Source organism: Bacteroides sp. HMSC067B03 (assembly GCF_001811315.1).
In the GTDB taxonomy this organism is placed as follows: Bacteria; Bacteroidota; Bacteroidia; order Bacteroidales; family Bacteroidaceae; genus Bacteroides; species Bacteroides faecis.
The window spans coordinates 91678-107511 of record NZ_KV804357.1; the positions used below are offsets into that span (position 1 = coordinate 91678).

At 41.7% G+C, this 15834-nt stretch carries 16 protein-coding genes; 6 read left to right on the top strand and 10 right to left on the bottom strand.

The features are described from left to right. Nucleotides 1-11: 11 nt before the first annotated feature. A complete protein-coding gene (gene proB / locus HMPREF2794_RS12255; RefSeq protein ID WP_010536376.1) occupies nucleotides 12-1094 on the bottom strand; it encodes a glutamate 5-kinase in 1083 nt (360 codons plus the stop codon). Between the two features lie 105 nt (nucleotides 1095-1199). On the opposite strand from proB, the gene HMPREF2794_RS12260 reads away from it, so the two are divergent. Continuing rightward, complete coding sequence (locus HMPREF2794_RS12260) at nucleotides 1200-2351, top strand: pyridoxal phosphate-dependent aminotransferase (protein ID WP_029425255.1); 1152 nt, start codon at nucleotides 1200-1202, stop codon at nucleotides 2349-2351. Here HMPREF2794_RS12260 and HMPREF2794_RS12265 read toward each other — a convergent pair. The 9 genes from HMPREF2794_RS12265 to ribD form a co-directional block, all read right to left on the bottom strand. Continuing rightward, nucleotides 2320-2553: a DUF2007-related protein gene (locus tag HMPREF2794_RS12265; RefSeq protein ID WP_010536378.1), complete on the bottom strand. Its 234-nt coding sequence runs from the start codon at nucleotides 2551-2553 to the stop codon at nucleotides 2320-2322. The genes HMPREF2794_RS12260 and HMPREF2794_RS12265 overlap by 32 nt on opposite strands. A gap of 76 nt (nucleotides 2554-2629) precedes the next feature. Next, on the bottom strand, nucleotides 2630-3472 hold the full coding sequence (gene murI / locus HMPREF2794_RS12270; RefSeq protein ID WP_010536379.1) for a glutamate racemase: 843 nt from the start codon (nucleotides 3470-3472) through the stop codon (nucleotides 2630-2632). A 107-nt stretch (nucleotides 3473-3579) separates the two neighbouring features. Beyond that, nucleotides 3580-4095 (bottom strand): OmpH/Skp family outer membrane protein, encoded by a 516-nt coding sequence (locus tag HMPREF2794_RS12275; protein WP_010536380.1) that lies wholly within the window; start codon nucleotides 4093-4095, stop codon nucleotides 3580-3582. Between the two features lie 55 nt (nucleotides 4096-4150). Continuing rightward, complete coding sequence (locus tag HMPREF2794_RS12280) at nucleotides 4151-4666, bottom strand: OmpH/Skp family outer membrane protein (protein WP_022301838.1); 516 nt, start codon at nucleotides 4664-4666, stop codon at nucleotides 4151-4153. Nucleotides 4667-4775: 109 nt separating this feature from the next. After that, entirely contained in the window at nucleotides 4776-5690 is a 915-nt protein-coding gene (locus HMPREF2794_RS12285) for a hypothetical protein (RefSeq protein WP_010536382.1), read from the bottom strand. Between the two features lie 45 nt (nucleotides 5691-5735). After that, nucleotides 5736-8390: a BamA/OMP85 family outer membrane protein gene (locus HMPREF2794_RS12290; protein WP_010536383.1), complete on the bottom strand. Its 2655-nt coding sequence runs from the start codon at nucleotides 8388-8390 to the stop codon at nucleotides 5736-5738. Between the two features lie 30 nt (nucleotides 8391-8420). After that, nucleotides 8421-9155: an isoprenyl transferase gene (locus tag HMPREF2794_RS12295; RefSeq protein ID WP_010536384.1), complete on the bottom strand. Its 735-nt coding sequence runs from the start codon at nucleotides 9153-9155 to the stop codon at nucleotides 8421-8423. Between the two features lie 33 nt (nucleotides 9156-9188). Continuing rightward, nucleotides 9189-10664, bottom strand: coding sequence for a BamI family beta-barrel-assembly machinery protein (locus HMPREF2794_RS12300; protein WP_070751603.1), 1476 nt, complete (start codon nucleotides 10662-10664; stop codon nucleotides 9189-9191). Nucleotides 10665-10797: 133 nt separating this feature from the next. Beyond that, nucleotides 10798-11844, bottom strand: coding sequence for a bifunctional diaminohydroxyphosphoribosylaminopyrimidine deaminase/5-amino-6-(5-phosphoribosylamino)uracil reductase RibD (ribD, locus tag HMPREF2794_RS12305; RefSeq protein ID WP_010536386.1), 1047 nt, complete (start codon nucleotides 11842-11844; stop codon nucleotides 10798-10800). Between the two features lie 53 nt (nucleotides 11845-11897). Here ribD and prmC point away from each other — a divergent pair, with 53 nt between their 5' ends. The 5 genes from prmC to argH all read left to right on the top strand — a co-directional run bounded on the left by prmC (nucleotide 11898) and on the right by argH (nucleotide 15813). Beyond that, on the top strand, nucleotides 11898-12734 hold the full coding sequence (gene prmC, locus HMPREF2794_RS12310; protein WP_070751604.1) for a peptide chain release factor N(5)-glutamine methyltransferase: 837 nt from the start codon (nucleotides 11898-11900) through the stop codon (nucleotides 12732-12734). Further along, nucleotides 12731-13213: a regulatory protein RecX gene (locus tag HMPREF2794_RS12315; RefSeq protein ID WP_010536388.1), complete on the top strand. Its 483-nt coding sequence runs from the start codon at nucleotides 12731-12733 to the stop codon at nucleotides 13211-13213. Before prmC ends, HMPREF2794_RS12315 begins: the two co-directional genes overlap by 4 nt. Nucleotides 13214-13290: 77 nt before the next feature. After that, complete coding sequence (gene pyrE, locus HMPREF2794_RS12320; protein ID WP_010536389.1) at nucleotides 13291-13929, top strand: orotate phosphoribosyltransferase; 639 nt, start codon at nucleotides 13291-13293, stop codon at nucleotides 13927-13929. A gap of 97 nt (nucleotides 13930-14026) precedes the next feature. Then, nucleotides 14027-14437: an SRPBCC family protein gene (locus HMPREF2794_RS12325; RefSeq protein ID WP_055269121.1), complete on the top strand. Its 411-nt coding sequence runs from the start codon at nucleotides 14027-14029 to the stop codon at nucleotides 14435-14437. Nucleotides 14438-14472: 35 nt separating this feature from the next. After that, nucleotides 14473-15813 (top strand): argininosuccinate lyase, encoded by a 1341-nt coding sequence (gene argH / locus HMPREF2794_RS12330; RefSeq protein WP_010536391.1) that lies wholly within the window; start codon nucleotides 14473-14475, stop codon nucleotides 15811-15813. Nucleotides 15814-15834 lie beyond the last annotated feature (21 nt).

Sequence of the window (15834 nt, forward strand, 5' to 3'; positions counted from 1 at the left end):
ATGAAATAAATCTACTCGATGTATAGGTAGTCATAGTGTACTACCGGCTTTTTACCGTGCTTGCCCATGGCTTCCCGTGCTTGTTTGGAATCACAGTTTGCCTTTCCTACACCGACCTGATTTCCCTGGAAGTCCATGATGCGGACTATTTCATCTTTTTCGAATTCGCCTTCAATATGTGTAATTCCAATCGGGAGGATACTTGCAGCCTTCTCCGAATTTAATATATCAGTGGCACATTCATTGATGTGAATTTCGCCTTTGGCAAAACCTTCGCTATGGGCAATCCATTTCTTTACGCTGGACACTGGTTCATTCGAAGGAATAAAACGGGTACAAATCGTTTCTTCCGGGTGTTGCAGCAGATCTACCAGAATATTGTCCCTCTTGCCATTGGCTATAATGACTGTAATGCCTTCATCTGCTACTTTTCGGGCTATATTTGTTTTTGTCAGCATACCTCCGCGACCGAAACTGGATTTGGAAGCCTGGATATAACTGGACAGGTCTTTGCCATGTTCAATCTCGCGAATGACCGATGATTCCGGATCTGCAGGAGAACCATTGTAAATCCCGTCTATGTTGCTGAGGATGATCAGCGCTTGTGCATCCATCATAGAAGCGATGAGGCCCGACAACTCATCATTGTCTGTAAACATAAGCTCGCTGACAGAAATCGTATCATTCTCGTTGACAATAGGGATCACTCCGTTTTCCAGCATCACTGTCATGCAATTCTTCTGGTTCAGATAATGGCGGCGGGTACTGAAGTTTTCTTTGGTAGTCAGTACTTGTCCTACCGGAATCCCGTGCTCGCGGAAAAGTTCATAGTAGCGGTTTATCAGTTTAGCCTGCCCTACTGCAGAGAATAATTGACGTTGATCTACACTGTCGAGCTTTTTCTGCGGGTGTATCTCACTGCGTCCTGAAGCGACGGCTCCTGAAGATATGAGGATAATCTCTACTCCGGATTTGTCTAACTCTGCAATCTGATCGACGAGTGCCGACATGCGTGTGACGTCTAATGTACCGTCGCGACGTGCCAATACGTTACTACCTACTTTTACTGCTATTCGTGTAAATTCCTGTTCCATTTTTACTAACGATTTGAAAGCACAAATATAGAGCTTTTTGTCGATATGTTACAAAAACAGGCTGAAAAGAATTATCTTTGCAGCCTGATAGATAAAAGAAAAACAATGAAACATACCAATCCTCAAGTAGAACAGATGACCTCCTTCATTGTGATGGATGTGTTGGAACGAGCTAATGAATTACAAAAACAAGGCATTGACGTTGTCCACCTGGAAGTGGGTGAACCGGACTTTGATGTACCGTCTTGTGTGGCAGAAGCCGCCAAGGCTGCTTATGATCAACATCTTACACACTATACCCATTCATTGGGCGATCCGGAACTACGCGGGGAGATAGCCGCATTTTATCAACGTGAATATGGAGTGGTCGTTGATCCGGACTGTATCGTGGTCACTTCCGGCTCTTCTCCGTCTATTCTTCTGGTGCTGATGTTGCTTTGCAATTCGGATAGTGAGGTGATACTTTCTAATCCGGGTTATGCTTGTTATCGCAATTTTGTGCTGGCTGCCCAGGCAAAACCTGTTCTGGTGCCTTTGTCAGAGGAGAACGGACTGCAATATGATATAGAAGCGATCCGTAAATGTGTGACTCCGCATACAGCGGCTATCTTTATTAATTCGCCGATGAATCCGACGGGAATGTTGTTGGATGAAAGCTTTCTGAAAGAGGTTGCCTCATTGGGTGTCCCCATTATTTCTGATGAAATTTATCATGGACTTGTCTATGAAGGGCGCGCGCATAGTATTCTTGAATATACTGATAAGGCTTTTGTCTTGAATGGATTCTCCAAACGATTCGCAATGACAGGACTGCGTTTAGGTTATCTGATCGCACCGAAATCCTGTATGCGTTCTTTGCAGAAGTTGCAGCAGAACCTGTTTATCTGTGCGTCCAGCATAGCACAGCAAGCCGGAATAGCGGCATTACGGCAGGCAGATACGGATGTGGAACGGATGAAACACATCTATGACGAACGTCGCCGGTATATGATTACCCGGCTTCGGGAAATGGGATTTAAAATAAAAGTAGAGCCTCAGGGAGCTTTTTATATCTTTGCCGACGCACGCAAATTCACTGCCGACTCTTATCGTTTCGCATTCGATGTGCTCGAAAATGCGCATGTCGGTATTACTCCCGGTATTGATTTTGGAACGGGAGGTGAAGGATATGTACGTTTCTCCTATGCGAACTCTCTGGAGAATATCCAGACAGGATTGGATCGCATCAGTCAGTATCTTTCTCGTTGCGGCTTCTGATTAATTCAGTAGCTGCTTCGTACTCCTCTTCAGTGACGAGAATGGATACGGCGGGAGCAATATAAGGAGCTAATGTCCCCATAATGCCATCCTTGATGACACAACGGATATTATTGCTTTCCAATAATCCTTTGATGATTTCTGCTTCCCATGGAGAGCCTGAGAATACTTCTACGGATCTGCTATAATCTTCTTCTTTCATAATTGTGTGGCATTAGAGGTTTGTTTATTTACAAATATAACAAAAAAGAGGGACAAATGGTTATTCTTTTCTGAATTTATTCAAGAGAAATTCGTTTCACGCTGATCTGCTCCTTCAGGAAGGTAGAGGCAGATTCGGTGAATTTCTCTTCCGCTTCTGTTGTATAAAACAAACAATTCCCGTTACGGGTGCATTTAGCGTCCATTTCCGGGTGTCTGTGCAGATAATCTTTTAGGCTTTCGGCTACATATTCCCCCTGAGCAATGACGCGGATACCGTCCGGAGTATATTCCCGTATTTTAGGGAATAAGATGGGATAGTGTGTACAGCCCAGAATCATCGTGTCGATCAGAGGATCTTCAGATAGTAGCTGGTCAATATATTTCTTGATGAAATAATCTGCACCTTCGTTTTGTGACTCATTATTCTCAACCAGTGCCACCCACATCGGGCAAGCTATTCCGCTCACTTGAATTTCCGGAAATAATTTATGTATCTCCAATGGATAAGATTCGGATTTGATGGTACCTGATGTTGCCAGTATGCCGACATGCCGGTTCTGTGTAATATCTCCGATACATTCTACTGTGGGACGAATCACTCCCAGTACGCGACGGTCGGGATCAAGCTCCGGCAGATCATTCATCTGTATGCTGCGTAGTGCTTTGGCAGAAGCTGTATTGCATGCCAGTATCACTAGATGGCAACCCATCTCAAATAGTTTATTGACTGCTTGCAGGGTAAACTCATATACAATCTCAAAAGAACGGGTACCATAAGGAGCACGGGCATTATCTCCCAAATAGATATAGTCGTATTCCGGTAGCACTTCTCTTATTTTTTCGAGAATTGTCAGACCGCCGTATCCAGAATCAAAGACTCCGATAGGGCCGGGTATATGAGATAGTTGTTGCTTCATGATGAATGATAATTTATATACGCAAAGTTACATGAAAAAAGGGAAAGAGAAAGAAGCATGATCTTCTTTTCTCTTTCCCTTTCGTTATTTCTTTCGCTTATAGCTTTTTATTTAATGCCAAGCTGCGTTTTTACTTTTGGAGTCAGATTGATACTTTGTGACTCATTTACATAAGCAACCGGAGTTCTTGCAAGGTCGAAGATGTAAATCACGCCTTCAGCAGCACCTACAGCTTTGATTGCATCGTCCAACTTTTTGTAGATAGGAGCCATAGCATCAGCTTGTGCTTTCTGCATCTGCTGTTGAGCTTCCTGTTGGAACTGCTCTTGTCTTTGCATCATATCCTGCAGTTCTTTTTGTCTTCTCTCAGCAATATTAGCAGGAAGAGAGTCCTTAGCGATAGCTTGCTGGAATTCCTGATATTTCTTGTTGAATTCTTCCTGAGTTCTTTGTAATTCGCTGGTCAGTTGTTTGTCTAATGCTTCGATGTCAGATTGTGCCTTAGCAAATTCAGGCATTGCAGAAACAATCTCCTGAGCATTAATATGACCGAATTTCAGATTTTGTGCAAATACACCCATTGGGAGTGCAAGCAACAATACAAGTGCAATTTTTTTTAGCATAGTTCTATAATTTATTTGAATGATTTTTAGTTATTTTCGATGCAAATGTATGAAATTAATTTGAATATCCTAATTTTCTCAGCACTTCATCGCTAATATCAATACGAGGATTGGCAAAAATGATGCCTGCAGCGGATGCTCTGTCAAGTACAAGATCATATCCGTGTAGTTGAGACAGTTCTTTTACAGCGGCATATATTTCATCCTGAATCGGATTAATTAGCTTTTCCTGCATCTTAGCCAGTTCGCCTTCCGGACCGAAGTATGTACGCTTCAGTTCGGCAGCGGATTTCTCTTTCGCTACAATCTCATCTTCTTTCTTAGTCTTTTGAGCCGCAGAAAGAGTAGAGGACTGGGCCTGGTAGTCCTGGAACATCTTCTGTGCTTCCTTGGCAATAGCTTCTACTTCACCTTGATATTTCTTCGTAGCTTGTTGCAATTGCTCATTAGCGCTTTGATAGGCCGGAATATTTTTCAGAATATACTCCGTATCGATCAATGCAAATTTTTGTGCACTAGCTGCCATACTGATGGCAAACAGTAACATAATGGATAGAATAGACTTTCTCATAATGTTCAGTTTATAAGTATAATATAATTATTTGTGTTTGAGATTCCTAGAAATCTCAAACACAAATATACATGATTTTAATTAATAGCGCTTCAATTATATCTGTTTTTTAAAATTTATCATTCCATCTGGTATCATTTTCACCCGATATTGTTTGAGAAATTGTTCCAACGATTGTTATTAGCCATTGACGTTGACGTTCTGGTACATTATTGGGCACAATTCTTGCAACAGGAATTTCTATATTCCATTGTCTTCTAGTAAATGTTCGTTTTCCAATATCCCAAAATGCAAAATTTGAACCACCACTTGATGCAGCTACACTACATCTCAAGTCCATGGTTATATCTCTTGGTTCACTAGCTTCTTTCCAACTACCACGACCTCTGTATTCAAGTTTAACCATAAAACCAAGAACTTGTGCTACATAATCATTTACTCTGGTTGTATATGATTTAAGTTCATGTACATAATTAAATTTATATTTGGAAGATGCACGTCTAAAATTATACTGATGGCTGAACCCTATGCCATTATAGCCTAAATATCCACCTTCTCTTGTTTGTACTTTACATTCTACAGGAGAAGCATCCGTTTCACCGCATAGAATGGGAGTTGAGATCTTTTTATTATTGATTTCTACTAAATATAGCTTTCCATTATCATATTTTAGTATAGAATCGTTTATAGCTACTTCGAGATCTTTATTGAAAAGTGCTTGGAATGCTTTAGGCATAGATAACATTATCGTATCTGTACATAAGTCGGCATTTTTCAAAAGAGAATTGGAGGTTTTAGAAGTAGTCCATGCTAGTTGTTCATCATAATCTTTGATAAACAAAGAATCATAACATTCAAAAAAATGCTTTGTACTATTGAAATGTATGATATTGTAATCTTGGGATTTCAATAGTACATTTTCATTTTTATTGGTCCCTATTTCTGTTTTAGAATCATTGAATTCTTCTTGCGCACAAGCAGATAATAGAGCAATTGCTCCTAATAATAAATAGTTTGTTTTCATAATAATTAGTTTTGAATGTGGTTATATATTAAAATCATGTTTTTGTTAGAATTCTTGTCCTAAAATAAAGTGGAACTGGCTACCGCCGTATTCCTTACTACCGAAAATCTTATCGAAACCATAACCCCAATCGATCCCCATCATACCAATCATCGGCAAGAAAATACGAACGCCGACACCGGCAGAACGTTTCAAGTCGAACGGATTGAATTTAGAGATATCATGCCATGCGTTACCTGCTTCTAGGAAACCTAACACATAAATGTTGGTACTTGTTTCCAGCATCAACGGATATCTTAATTCGATACCAAGGCGTGCATAAGCATATCCTTCTTTTCCGTATGGTGTCAATGAGCTGTTTTCGTAACCACGCAAAGCAATACTTTCTGTAGCGTAGCTGGAGTAACCAGTCATACCGTCACCACCTACGTCGAATGTACCGAACGGTGATTTCTTATATTTGTTGTAATGACCTAACAAACCGAATTCCGTACGTGTCATCAATACCAGACACTTAGGATGTGCTATATAGTCCATCAACGGAGTATATGTTTTGGCTTTAAATTTCCATTTGTGGTACTCAACCCATCTATGAAGTTTGTTCATGTTGTCTTGAGTAATGCGTTCATTGTCCGCATCATAGAAATAGCCTTTATAGTCTTTACCATCAAACAATGAGTACGGCGGTGTGAACTGCACTGACAGCGAGAAGTCCGAACCTGTACGCGGGAAGATCGGGTTGTCAATAGAGTTACGGGCCAAAGTCAATGAAATGCTAAGGTCATTACATTTACCGTTGGTTACCGGGAAGTACTGCCAGTCTTTCAGATTGTAGCGTTGGTAAGCCAATTCTGCAGACAATGTAAAGTAGTCATCCGGCCATTTCAGACGTTTACCCCAACCTAGAGAAAGTCCCCACATTTTAATAGATTTATCCGGGTCGTAATAGTTCTCATAGTTGTTGTAGTTACCGTAGTTGTATGAGCCATAGCCACCATAGCCTGCATAATAACTGTTGTAATAGTTGTTGAAATAGCTGGAGTTATAGTAGCGGCTGCTGATGTCAGTCTGTACTGAGAAGAAAGCCGATACAGAGAGTGAGTTCGGGCGTTTTCCACCAAACCAAGGATCAAAGAATGAGATACTATATGATTGATAGTATTTAGCATTCGTCTGACCGCTGATGGTCAATGTCTGTCCATCACCTTGTGGCAGGATACCACGATAGTTTTCACCCGGGCGCAGCAAGTTGGCAACAGAGAAGTTCGTAAACTTCAGACTCAGTTTACCGATGATACCTGTTTGTCCCCAACCGGCAGAGAATTCTACCTGGTCATTGGCTTTGGATGTCAAAGGCAGACCTATATCAACGGTTCCGTTAATCGGGTCCGGCTGAATATCCGGTTGCAGTTTTTCAGGGTCGAAGTGTCCCATCTGCTGGATTTCACGTAAAGAACGCATCAGGTCATCTTTGCTGAACAATTGTCCCGGACGAATACGAAGTTCACGACGAACTACATTTTCATACAGACGGTCGTTACCGCTGATGTTGATCTTATTGATAGTAGCCTGACGACCTTCATAGATTCTCATTTCGAGGTCAATGGAGTCACCGACAATATTTACTTCTACCGGATCAAGATTGTAGAACAAATAACCGTTATTATAGTATAAGTTACCGATTGCATCGTCATCTGTAGAAGTACGTTCGCTCAATAACTTCTGGTTATAAACATCACCCTTCTTCATGCGGAGCAAGAAGTTCAGCTGTTCAGACGGATACAGTGTGTTACCTACCCATGTCACATTACGGAGGTAATACTTCTGACCTTCGTCTATATCCATAAATACGTCTACTGTCTTTTCATCGTATTGCGCTATACTGTCTTTTACGATCATAGCATCACGATATCCCAGCTCGTTGTATTTATCTATGATCAGCTGCTTGTCTGCTTCAAAGTTCTCCGGCACAAATTTCTTGGTACGGAACAAGTTCAGAAGTTTACCTTTTTCATTGGTTTTTTTCATTACCTTCTTCAGCTTGGATGTTTTGATTGCAGAGTTTCCGGTAATATGGATAGCATGTACCTTAATCTTTTCCTTCTTATCGATATCGATATCCACAATCACCTGATTCTCGTTCGCAGGATCGTCTTTTTGTGAGATAATCACTTCTGCATTCTTAAAACCTTTATCGTCGAAATAACGTTTGATTAATGTCTTGGCGCGGTCAACGGTGTTCGGAGTGATCTGCATACCTTTTACCATACCCAATTTACCTTCCAGGTCGGTACGTTCTGACTTTTTCACACCATGGTAGCGTACGTCCGCAATACGGGGGCGTTGCGTCAGGCTTATTTTTAACCAGATTTTGTTACCTTCCACCTTTTCGGCAGTGATCTGTACGTTAGAGAATAAACCATGTTTCCAGTAGCGCTTGATTGCTCCGGTAATCTCATCACCCGGCACGGTGATAGTTTGTCCTACTGACAGACCGGACAGACCAATTAATACATAGTCTTCATAATTCTTTACGCCTTCTACCTTAATGTCTGCTATCTCATACTTTTTGGGTGTTCCGGAGTATAAGATAACTGGTTTAGAGTCTTCGTCGGTGTCGGCATTTTGCGCAGTGCCTGTAACTGCAAAGCAGAACAGGCAGATAAACGTTACGAATATAAAGGAAATACGATAATGCATTTATGTTATAATTTGATGTTTCGGATTATGTTAGCTGATTTGTTCACTTGTTTTGCCGAATCGGCGCTCCCTTTGCTGATACTCATAAATGGCTTTGCAGAGTTCTTCTTTGTCGAAGTCCGGCCAAAACGTATCACAAAAATAAAGCTCCGAATAAGCACACTGCCATAACAGGTAGTTACTTAGCCGGATTTCTCCTCCCGTGCGGATCAGTAAATCCGGATCGGGCATAAAGTTTGTGGTCAGATGAGTAGTAATGCATTCATCTGTTATTTGTTCGGGAGAAATTTCTCCCGTTTTCGCTTTCTGTGCAATCTGTCGAACAGCTTCAGTAATCTCCCAGCGGGAAGAATAGCTGAGTGCCAGTACCAGACATGTCCCTGTATTATTCGCAGTGTGTGCTATACATGATGATAGTCCTTTCTGTACATCCACAGGTAATTTCTCTATATCGCCAATGATGCGGAAACGAATATTATTCTTCATCAGAGTTTCCTCTTCGATAGAGTCCAGTAATAGGTTCATCAAAGCTGCTACCTCTTCCTGCGGACGATTCCAGTTCTCAGTGGAGAAGGTATATAAAGTCAGATATTTAACCCCCAGGCGTGCAGCATCTTCGATAATTTTATGTACCGTTTCTGCACCTGCCTGATGACCGTAAGTTCGTTCTTTTCCCCGTTGCTTGGCCCATCTCCCATTCCCATCCATGATGATGGCTATATGCTGGGGAATCCGATTTTTGTCTATTTTCTCTATATAGGACATGTTTTGATTATAAGGTTCGTATTTAACTACTTCTTATTGTATTAGGAATCCGAGTTTATTAACTCTACCACGCCAGATCTTGTCGATACCTTTACCGCCTACCATCCATATATAATGGTTTCTGTCAACTACCATTGTGTAGTTTACTTCTTTTCCCTTGAAGCTGTATTCGGAATAAGGATATTGTGTCACTCCTCCTTCAAGTTTGACCGGAGGAAGAATCCCGGGAAGCATAAACATTCTGTCTACACCTTTCCAAACAAGCAGTGTTGGAGATGTATAGAACTTCTGGAATCCTTTCGCATCATCTTTATTCTCTTTTCCACAAATGTAGAATGCGTCATTATAATGTATAATAGATGGATCTACCAGCTTTGGACAATTATTATTTGATGGAATTTCCATCGGAATCCAAGCTTTACCATCTTCTGAAGCCCAAACAACTGTAGCTGTGTCATTGTCTAAACCGTCTGCAGTATTACCTACTACTATAGCATTCAATGTTCCGCTCTCAGTTGCGTATACATCAGCTGACAGATTGTTGACAGGGAATTCTGTAGGCACTATCTCCTCGCCTGTTGTGATATTCCATTCATTCTCAGTCTTTTCTGCAAAACTAAAGTATTTCTGTCCATTCTTCTCAACTATGCTTGCAATACCGTTAATCTTTTTATGATTACTACCATCATTGTCTGAGAAACTGGTAATCAAATTGCTAACAGTCGCTCCACTAGGGGTGAGGACAGCATCTTCGGCCCACATCAGACCATCTGCGGAATTATATACCTTATTATTGGCAAGTAAGTATAACTTTTCATCGAAGCGAATAATAGACGTAACATCAGCACCTTCAGGAAGGGTGGCATTCTTCAACTCCCAATTTTGCCCATAGTTTAAACGATCAGTAGGAGAACCTGCCGGTATCGTTGTACTATATACTTTATCACTATTTTGGGTGAACAGTAATATGTTGTCACCTAATGTTACTATCTTTTGTTTTTGTTCGGTAATTCCTGCTGGGTTCGCAGCTATCGGTTCTTTTCCCCAGCTAAGTGAATCGGGTACCATACGGTGCATGCGTACACTTACTCTGTATTCATTCTGTGTCTGCATATCCGGTGCCCATACCTTTAGTACCAGATATTTCCCTTCTTCGGGAGCATTTACATATTTGAGCAGATCAATAGAGTCATTTATATTAATGATTGAGTCCTGATCACTCTGATCTTTCATCGTCACGATTCCGGATGCTGTTGTCAGCGTCTTGATCAGAATCTTATTAATGATCGTGTCAGCATTGACAGGCAGTGAATCCACATTGTATATTAAACGACTAATTTGGTCAATTGTGAATTTATAGTTTACCCCGTAACCTATAGTGTCAAGTTCAAACGCATGTATAGTCGCATCCGGACTATAATTGACGTCGTTATCATTGTCAAGGCATGACGTAATAACGAATGACACCATGAAAAAACTCGCAATGATTGATAAAAACTTTATTCTCATTTGAAAGATTGTGTTTATTTACAAGTTGCAAAAATAGGAACATTTTTTCCGATATAGAACATTAAGGGGAAGTTTTATATAAAATTATAGATAATAACGCTGTTTTTATCGACGTAGAACCCCTTGAATAGAACTATTTTAGCCATCTTCCGAAAACATACCGCCAAATCTGTCTGTCGAAGTGTTCTTCTGTCGAATAACTAAAATTATCGCTTATTTCAGGTGCTTTAACACCGGAATTCAGCTTGCACGGACATTTCTCAATATATACTTCATCCCATAGTTCGGTGTCGATGAATGATTGGAGCAATTGACTTCCTCCTTCTACCAGTAAGGACTGTATTTTTTGTTGATATAACACTTCCATGATTTGAGGCAAAACATCTTGGGTGAAGTCAATCGTCTTGTATGTGACGTTCTTCTCGTCCGAATGTTTTTCTGCTGTAAATACGATAGTGGAAACTTCCCCGTCGAACAGGTGCAGGCTGTGGGGAAGGGACAGGGCACGGTCCAAAACGATACGTATTGGATTTCGTCCGTACCAGTTGCGGACAGTCAGTGATGGGTTGTCCAGCAATGCTGTCCGTCTGCCTACCATGATTGCATCTGCTTCTGCTCTTTTCTTATGTACCAGCATAGAAGAAAGGGGAGAGGACAGTACTACAGGTTTGCCGTCAGTCCGTTCGATATCTATAAAATGATCGGCTGATTCAGCCCATTTAAGTGTGATAAAAGGACGGTGCAGTGTGTTGAAAGTAATAAAACGCCGGATCAGATGCCGGCATTCTTTTTCCAGTACTCCCACTATCACTTCCCTTCCTGCGTCCCGCAACTTCTGAATCCCTCTTCCGGCAACCTGCGAAAAAGGGTCTTGGCAACCGATTACAATACGGGGAATTTGTTTCTCGATAATCAGATCAGCACAGGGAGGCGTTTTTCCATAATGCGAGCAAGGTTCCAGGCTGACATAAATGGTGGAACGACTCAATAACGACTCGTCTTTGACGGAACGAATCGCGTTTACTTCGGCATGCGCCTCTCCGCAGCGGATATGATATCCTTCGCCGATAATACGTCCGTCACATACGATAACGGCCCCTACCATCGGGTTTGGAGCGACATTGCATTGTCCGTTTTTTGCCAGCTCAATACAACGTCTCATGTATTTTTCTTCTTCCATTTTGGTGCTCTTCGCTATATTATTCTTACTTTTGCACTCCGAAATTGTAAAATATGAACCGCATCACTACTTACATCCGTCAGTCATTGCAGGATATTTATCCACCGGAAGAGGTCAGGGCTCTTTCGATGCTGATCTGTTGCGACATGTTGGGGGTGGATGCGCTTGATATTTACATGGGCAAAGATATAATTTTATCTGCATGCAAACAGCGTGAATTAGAAAACATTATATTCCGTTTGCAGAAAAATGAGCCTATACAGTACATTCGGGGATATGCCGAGTTTGGTGGAAGGAACTTCCGGGTAGCTCCCGGCGTGCTGATACCTCGTCCGGAGACAGCTGAGTTGGTGAGTTTGATTGTGAAAGAGAATCCGGATGCCCGTTGCCTATTAGATATAGGTACGGGAAGCGGATGTATTGCCATCTCTTTGAGCAAAAGTCTGCCGGGAGCGAGAGTAGATGCCTGGGATATTTCGGAAGAAGCGCTGGCTATTGCCCGAAAGAATAATGAAGAGCTGGATGCGCAGGTCACATTTTGCAGGCAGGATGTTTTTTCTGCTGATGGGATGCAGAGCGGATCTTATGATATAATTGTCAGCAACCCGCCTTATGTGACGGAGACTGAAAAAAGAGAGATGGAAGCGAATGTGCTTGACTGGGAACCGGAGCTTGCTCTGTTCGTTCCTGATGAAGACCCTTTGCGCTTTTATCGCCGGATTGCCGAGTTAGGGCGTGAATTGCTCCGTCCGGACGGTAAACTCTATTTTGAAATAAACCAGGCATACGGACAAGACATGATACGCATGATAGAAATGAACCAATATCGAGACGTTCGTGTTATAAAAGACATATTTGGAAAAGATAGAATACTTACAGCTAACCGATGAGTGCACAATTAACCGATGAAGAGGCTTTGAATCGTGTAGCCTCTTATTGCTCCGCCGCAGAACATTGCCGGGCAGAAGTAAATGAAAAATTACAGCGTTGGGGAATAGCCTATGAGACTATAGCGCGTATCCTTGAACGGCTGGAAACCGAAAAGTATATTGATGACGAACGCTTTTGTCGTGCTTTTGTGAACGATAAATTTCGTTTTGCCAAATGGGGGAAGATGAAAATAGCGCAGGGACTCTACATGAAGAAGATTCCTTCCGACGTGGCATGGCGTCATCTGAATGAAATAGATGATGAAGAGTACCTTTCCATCCTTCGTGACTTGCTGGCTTCTAAGCGGAAAAGTATCCATGCGAAAGACGACTATGAACTGAATGGAAAGCTGATGCGATTCGCCATGAGCCGGGGTTTTGAGCTCAAAGATATACGTCGTTGTATCGAACTTCCGGAGGAAGAGGGACAATTCAGTTAAAAAATAAACGGATTCTTCTTTTTATTCTCATTCAATTTCTGTACTTTTGCGGCAAATAATTAATAGTTAGTTTAGTTATGAAAAACTTAGAGAGACTATTCGCGGAGAAACTTTTGAAGATTAAAGCTATTAAACTTCAACCCGCTAACCCTTTTACATGGGCTTCTGGATGGAAATCCCCCTTTTACTGTGATAACCGTAAAACTCTGTCCTATCCTTCTCTTCGTAATTTTGTGAAGATTGAAATTACACGTCTGATATTGGAACGATTCGGACAGGTGGATGCGATTGCCGGTGTGGCCACAGGTGCTATTCCGCAAGGAGCTTTGGTGGCTGATGCATTGAATCTGCCGTTCGTGTATGTTCGTTCTACCCCGAAAGATCACGGATTGGAGAACCTGATTGAAGGAGAACTTCGTCCGGGTATGAAAGTTGTAGTGGTTGAAGATTTGATTTCTACAGGTGGTAGTAGTTTGAAGGCTGTAGAGGCAATTCGTCGCGACGGATGCGAAGTGATTGGTATGGTAGCTGCCTATACGTACGGTTTCCCTGTTGCAGAGGAAGCGTTTAAGAATGCCAAAGTACCTTTGGTGACGTTGACTAATTACGAGGCAGTGCTTGATGTTGCCCTTCGCACAGGTTATATTGAAGAAGAAGATATTGCAACATTGAACGAATGGCGTAAAGACCCTGCCCATTGGGATGCAGGAAAATAATATTGTATTATTTGACAGAAAATTTTAGTAAGAAAGAACCATTCGGACAATCCTTGTTCGGATAGTTCTTTCTTTTATTTTATACCAATAAAGAATTATGGCTAATTTTGAAAGTAGTGTGAAGGTAATACCTTACAGTCAGGAACGTGTGTATGCTAAACTTTCAGACTTGAGTAATCTGGAATCCGTAAAAGACCGTTTGCCGGAAGATAAGGTGCAGGATTTGAGTTTCGATTCGGATACCTTGAGTTTTAATGTTTCGCCTGTAGGGCAGATAACGTTGCAGATTGTTGAGCGTGACCCTTGTAAATGTATAAAACTTGCGACTACCAATTCTCCACTTCCTTTTAATATGTGGATTCAGTTGGTAGAGACTGCCGAAGAAGAGTGTAAGATAAAGTTGACTATCGGTATGGACATTAATCCGTTCATGAAAGCGATGGTACAGAAGCCTCTCCAGGACGGTTTGGAGAAGATGGTCGAGATGCTGTCGATGATTCAATATTAATAAGTATTAGGTATTAAGTATTACTTAAAACAATTATGGCGCAGAAACTTTGGGAAAAATCCGTGCAGGTAAATAAAGATATCGAACGTTTCACGGTGGGACGTGACCGGGAGATGGATCTTTATCTGGCTAAACATGATGTACTCGGTTCTATGGCTCATATTACGATGCTCGAAAGTATCGGCTTGTTGACAAAAGAAGAACTGGAGCAGTTATTGGCTGAGCTGAAAAATATTTATGCTTCGGCTGAGAAAGGTGAGTTTGTGATAGAAGAAGGAGTGGAGGATGTGCATTCTCAGGTAGAATTGATGCTGACCCGCCGTTTGGGAGATGTCGGCAAGAAGATTCACAGTGGGCGTTCGAGAAATGATCAGGTTTTGCTGGACCTTAAACTCTTTACCCGTACACAAATCCGTGAGATAGCGGAAGCTGTCGAACAACTTTTTCATGTGTTGATCCTTCAGAGTGAACGATATAAGAATGTCCTGATGCCGGGATATACCCATTTGCAGATAGCTATGCCTTCTTCTTTTGGCTTATGGTTTGGTGCTTATGCCGAAAGTCTGGTAGATGACATGCAATTTCTGCAGGCAGCTTTCAAGATGTGCAATCGCAATCCGTTGGGGTCTGCGGCAGGATATGGTTCTTCTTTCCCGTTGAACCGGACGATGACCACTGATTTGCTCGGTTTCGATTCGATGAACTACAATGTGGTGTATGCACAAATGGGGCGTGGAAAATTGGAACGTAATGTTGCTTTTGCATTGGCTACCATTGCCGGAACGATCTCCAAACTGGCTTTTGATGCTTGTATGTTCAATAGTCAGAACTTCGGTTTTGTGAAGCTGCCGGATGATTGTACTACCGGTTCCAGTATCATGCCTCATAAGAAGAATCCGGATGTATTCGAGTTGACTCGTGCCAAATGCAATAAGCTGCAATCACTTCCTCAGCAAATCATGATGATTGCAAACAATCTGCCTTCCGGTTATTTTCGCGACTTGCAGATTATAAAAGAAGTTTTCCTTCCTGCATTTCAGGAATTGAAAGACTGCTTGCAGATGACAACATACATTATGAATGAGATAAAGGTGAATGAGCATATCCTTGATGATGATAAATACCTGTTTATTTTCAGTGTAGAAGAAGTGAACCGTCTGGCACGTGAAGGTATGCCTTTCCGGGATGCATATAAAAAGGTGGGACTGGACATTGAAGCCGGAAAATTTACTCACAACAAGCAAGTACATCATACGCATGAAGGAAGTATCGGCAATCTTTGCAATGACGCAATCTCCGCATTGATGCAGCAAGTCGTTGACGGCTTTAATTTTTGTGGAATGGAAGAAGCAGAGAAAGCATTGTTGGGACGATAAATATTTTCTGCCAAACTTTTT

Bases quoted from the DNA above. Each gene is read 5' to 3' on its own strand.
- proB (WP_010536376.1), bottom strand. From the start codon at position 1,094: ATGGAACAGGAATTTACACGAATAGCAGTAAAAGTAGGTAGTAACGTA.
- pyrE (WP_010536389.1), top strand. From the start codon at position 13,291: ATGAAAAACTTAGAGAGACTATTCGCGGAGAAACTTTTGAAGATTAAA.
- HMPREF2794_RS12300 (WP_070751603.1), bottom strand. From the start codon at position 10,664: ATGAGAATAAAGTTTTTATCAATCATTGCGAGTTTTTTCATGGTGTCA.
- argH (WP_010536391.1), top strand. From the start codon at position 14,473: ATGGCGCAGAAACTTTGGGAAAAATCCGTGCAGGTAAATAAAGATATC.
- HMPREF2794_RS12315 (WP_010536388.1), top strand. From the start codon at position 12,731: ATGAGTGCACAATTAACCGATGAAGAGGCTTTGAATCGTGTAGCCTCT.
- HMPREF2794_RS12325 (WP_055269121.1), top strand. From the start codon at position 14,027: ATGGCTAATTTTGAAAGTAGTGTGAAGGTAATACCTTACAGTCAGGAA.
- HMPREF2794_RS12285 (WP_010536382.1), bottom strand. From the start codon at position 5,690: ATGAAAACAAACTATTTATTATTAGGAGCAATTGCTCTATTATCTGCT.
- HMPREF2794_RS12295 (WP_010536384.1), bottom strand. From the start codon at position 9,155: ATGTCCTATATAGAGAAAATAGACAAAAATCGGATTCCCCAGCATATA.
- HMPREF2794_RS12275 (WP_010536380.1), bottom strand. From the start codon at position 4,095: ATGCTAAAAAAAATTGCACTTGTATTGTTGCTTGCACTCCCAATGGGT.
- HMPREF2794_RS12290 (WP_010536383.1), bottom strand. From the start codon at position 8,390: ATGCATTATCGTATTTCCTTTATATTCGTAACGTTTATCTGCCTGTTC.
- HMPREF2794_RS12260 (WP_029425255.1), top strand. From the start codon at position 1,200: ATGAAACATACCAATCCTCAAGTAGAACAGATGACCTCCTTCATTGTG.
- HMPREF2794_RS12280 (WP_022301838.1), bottom strand. From the start codon at position 4,666: ATGAGAAAGTCTATTCTATCCATTATGTTACTGTTTGCCATCAGTATG.
- ribD (WP_010536386.1), bottom strand. From the start codon at position 11,844: ATGGAAGAAGAAAAATACATGAGACGTTGTATTGAGCTGGCAAAAAAC.
- prmC (WP_070751604.1), top strand. From the start codon at position 11,898: ATGAACCGCATCACTACTTACATCCGTCAGTCATTGCAGGATATTTAT.
- murI (WP_010536379.1), bottom strand. From the start codon at position 3,472: ATGAAGCAACAACTATCTCATATACCCGGCCCTATCGGAGTCTTTGAT.
- HMPREF2794_RS12265 (WP_010536378.1), bottom strand. From the start codon at position 2,553: ATGAAAGAAGAAGATTATAGCAGATCCGTAGAAGTATTCTCAGGCTCT.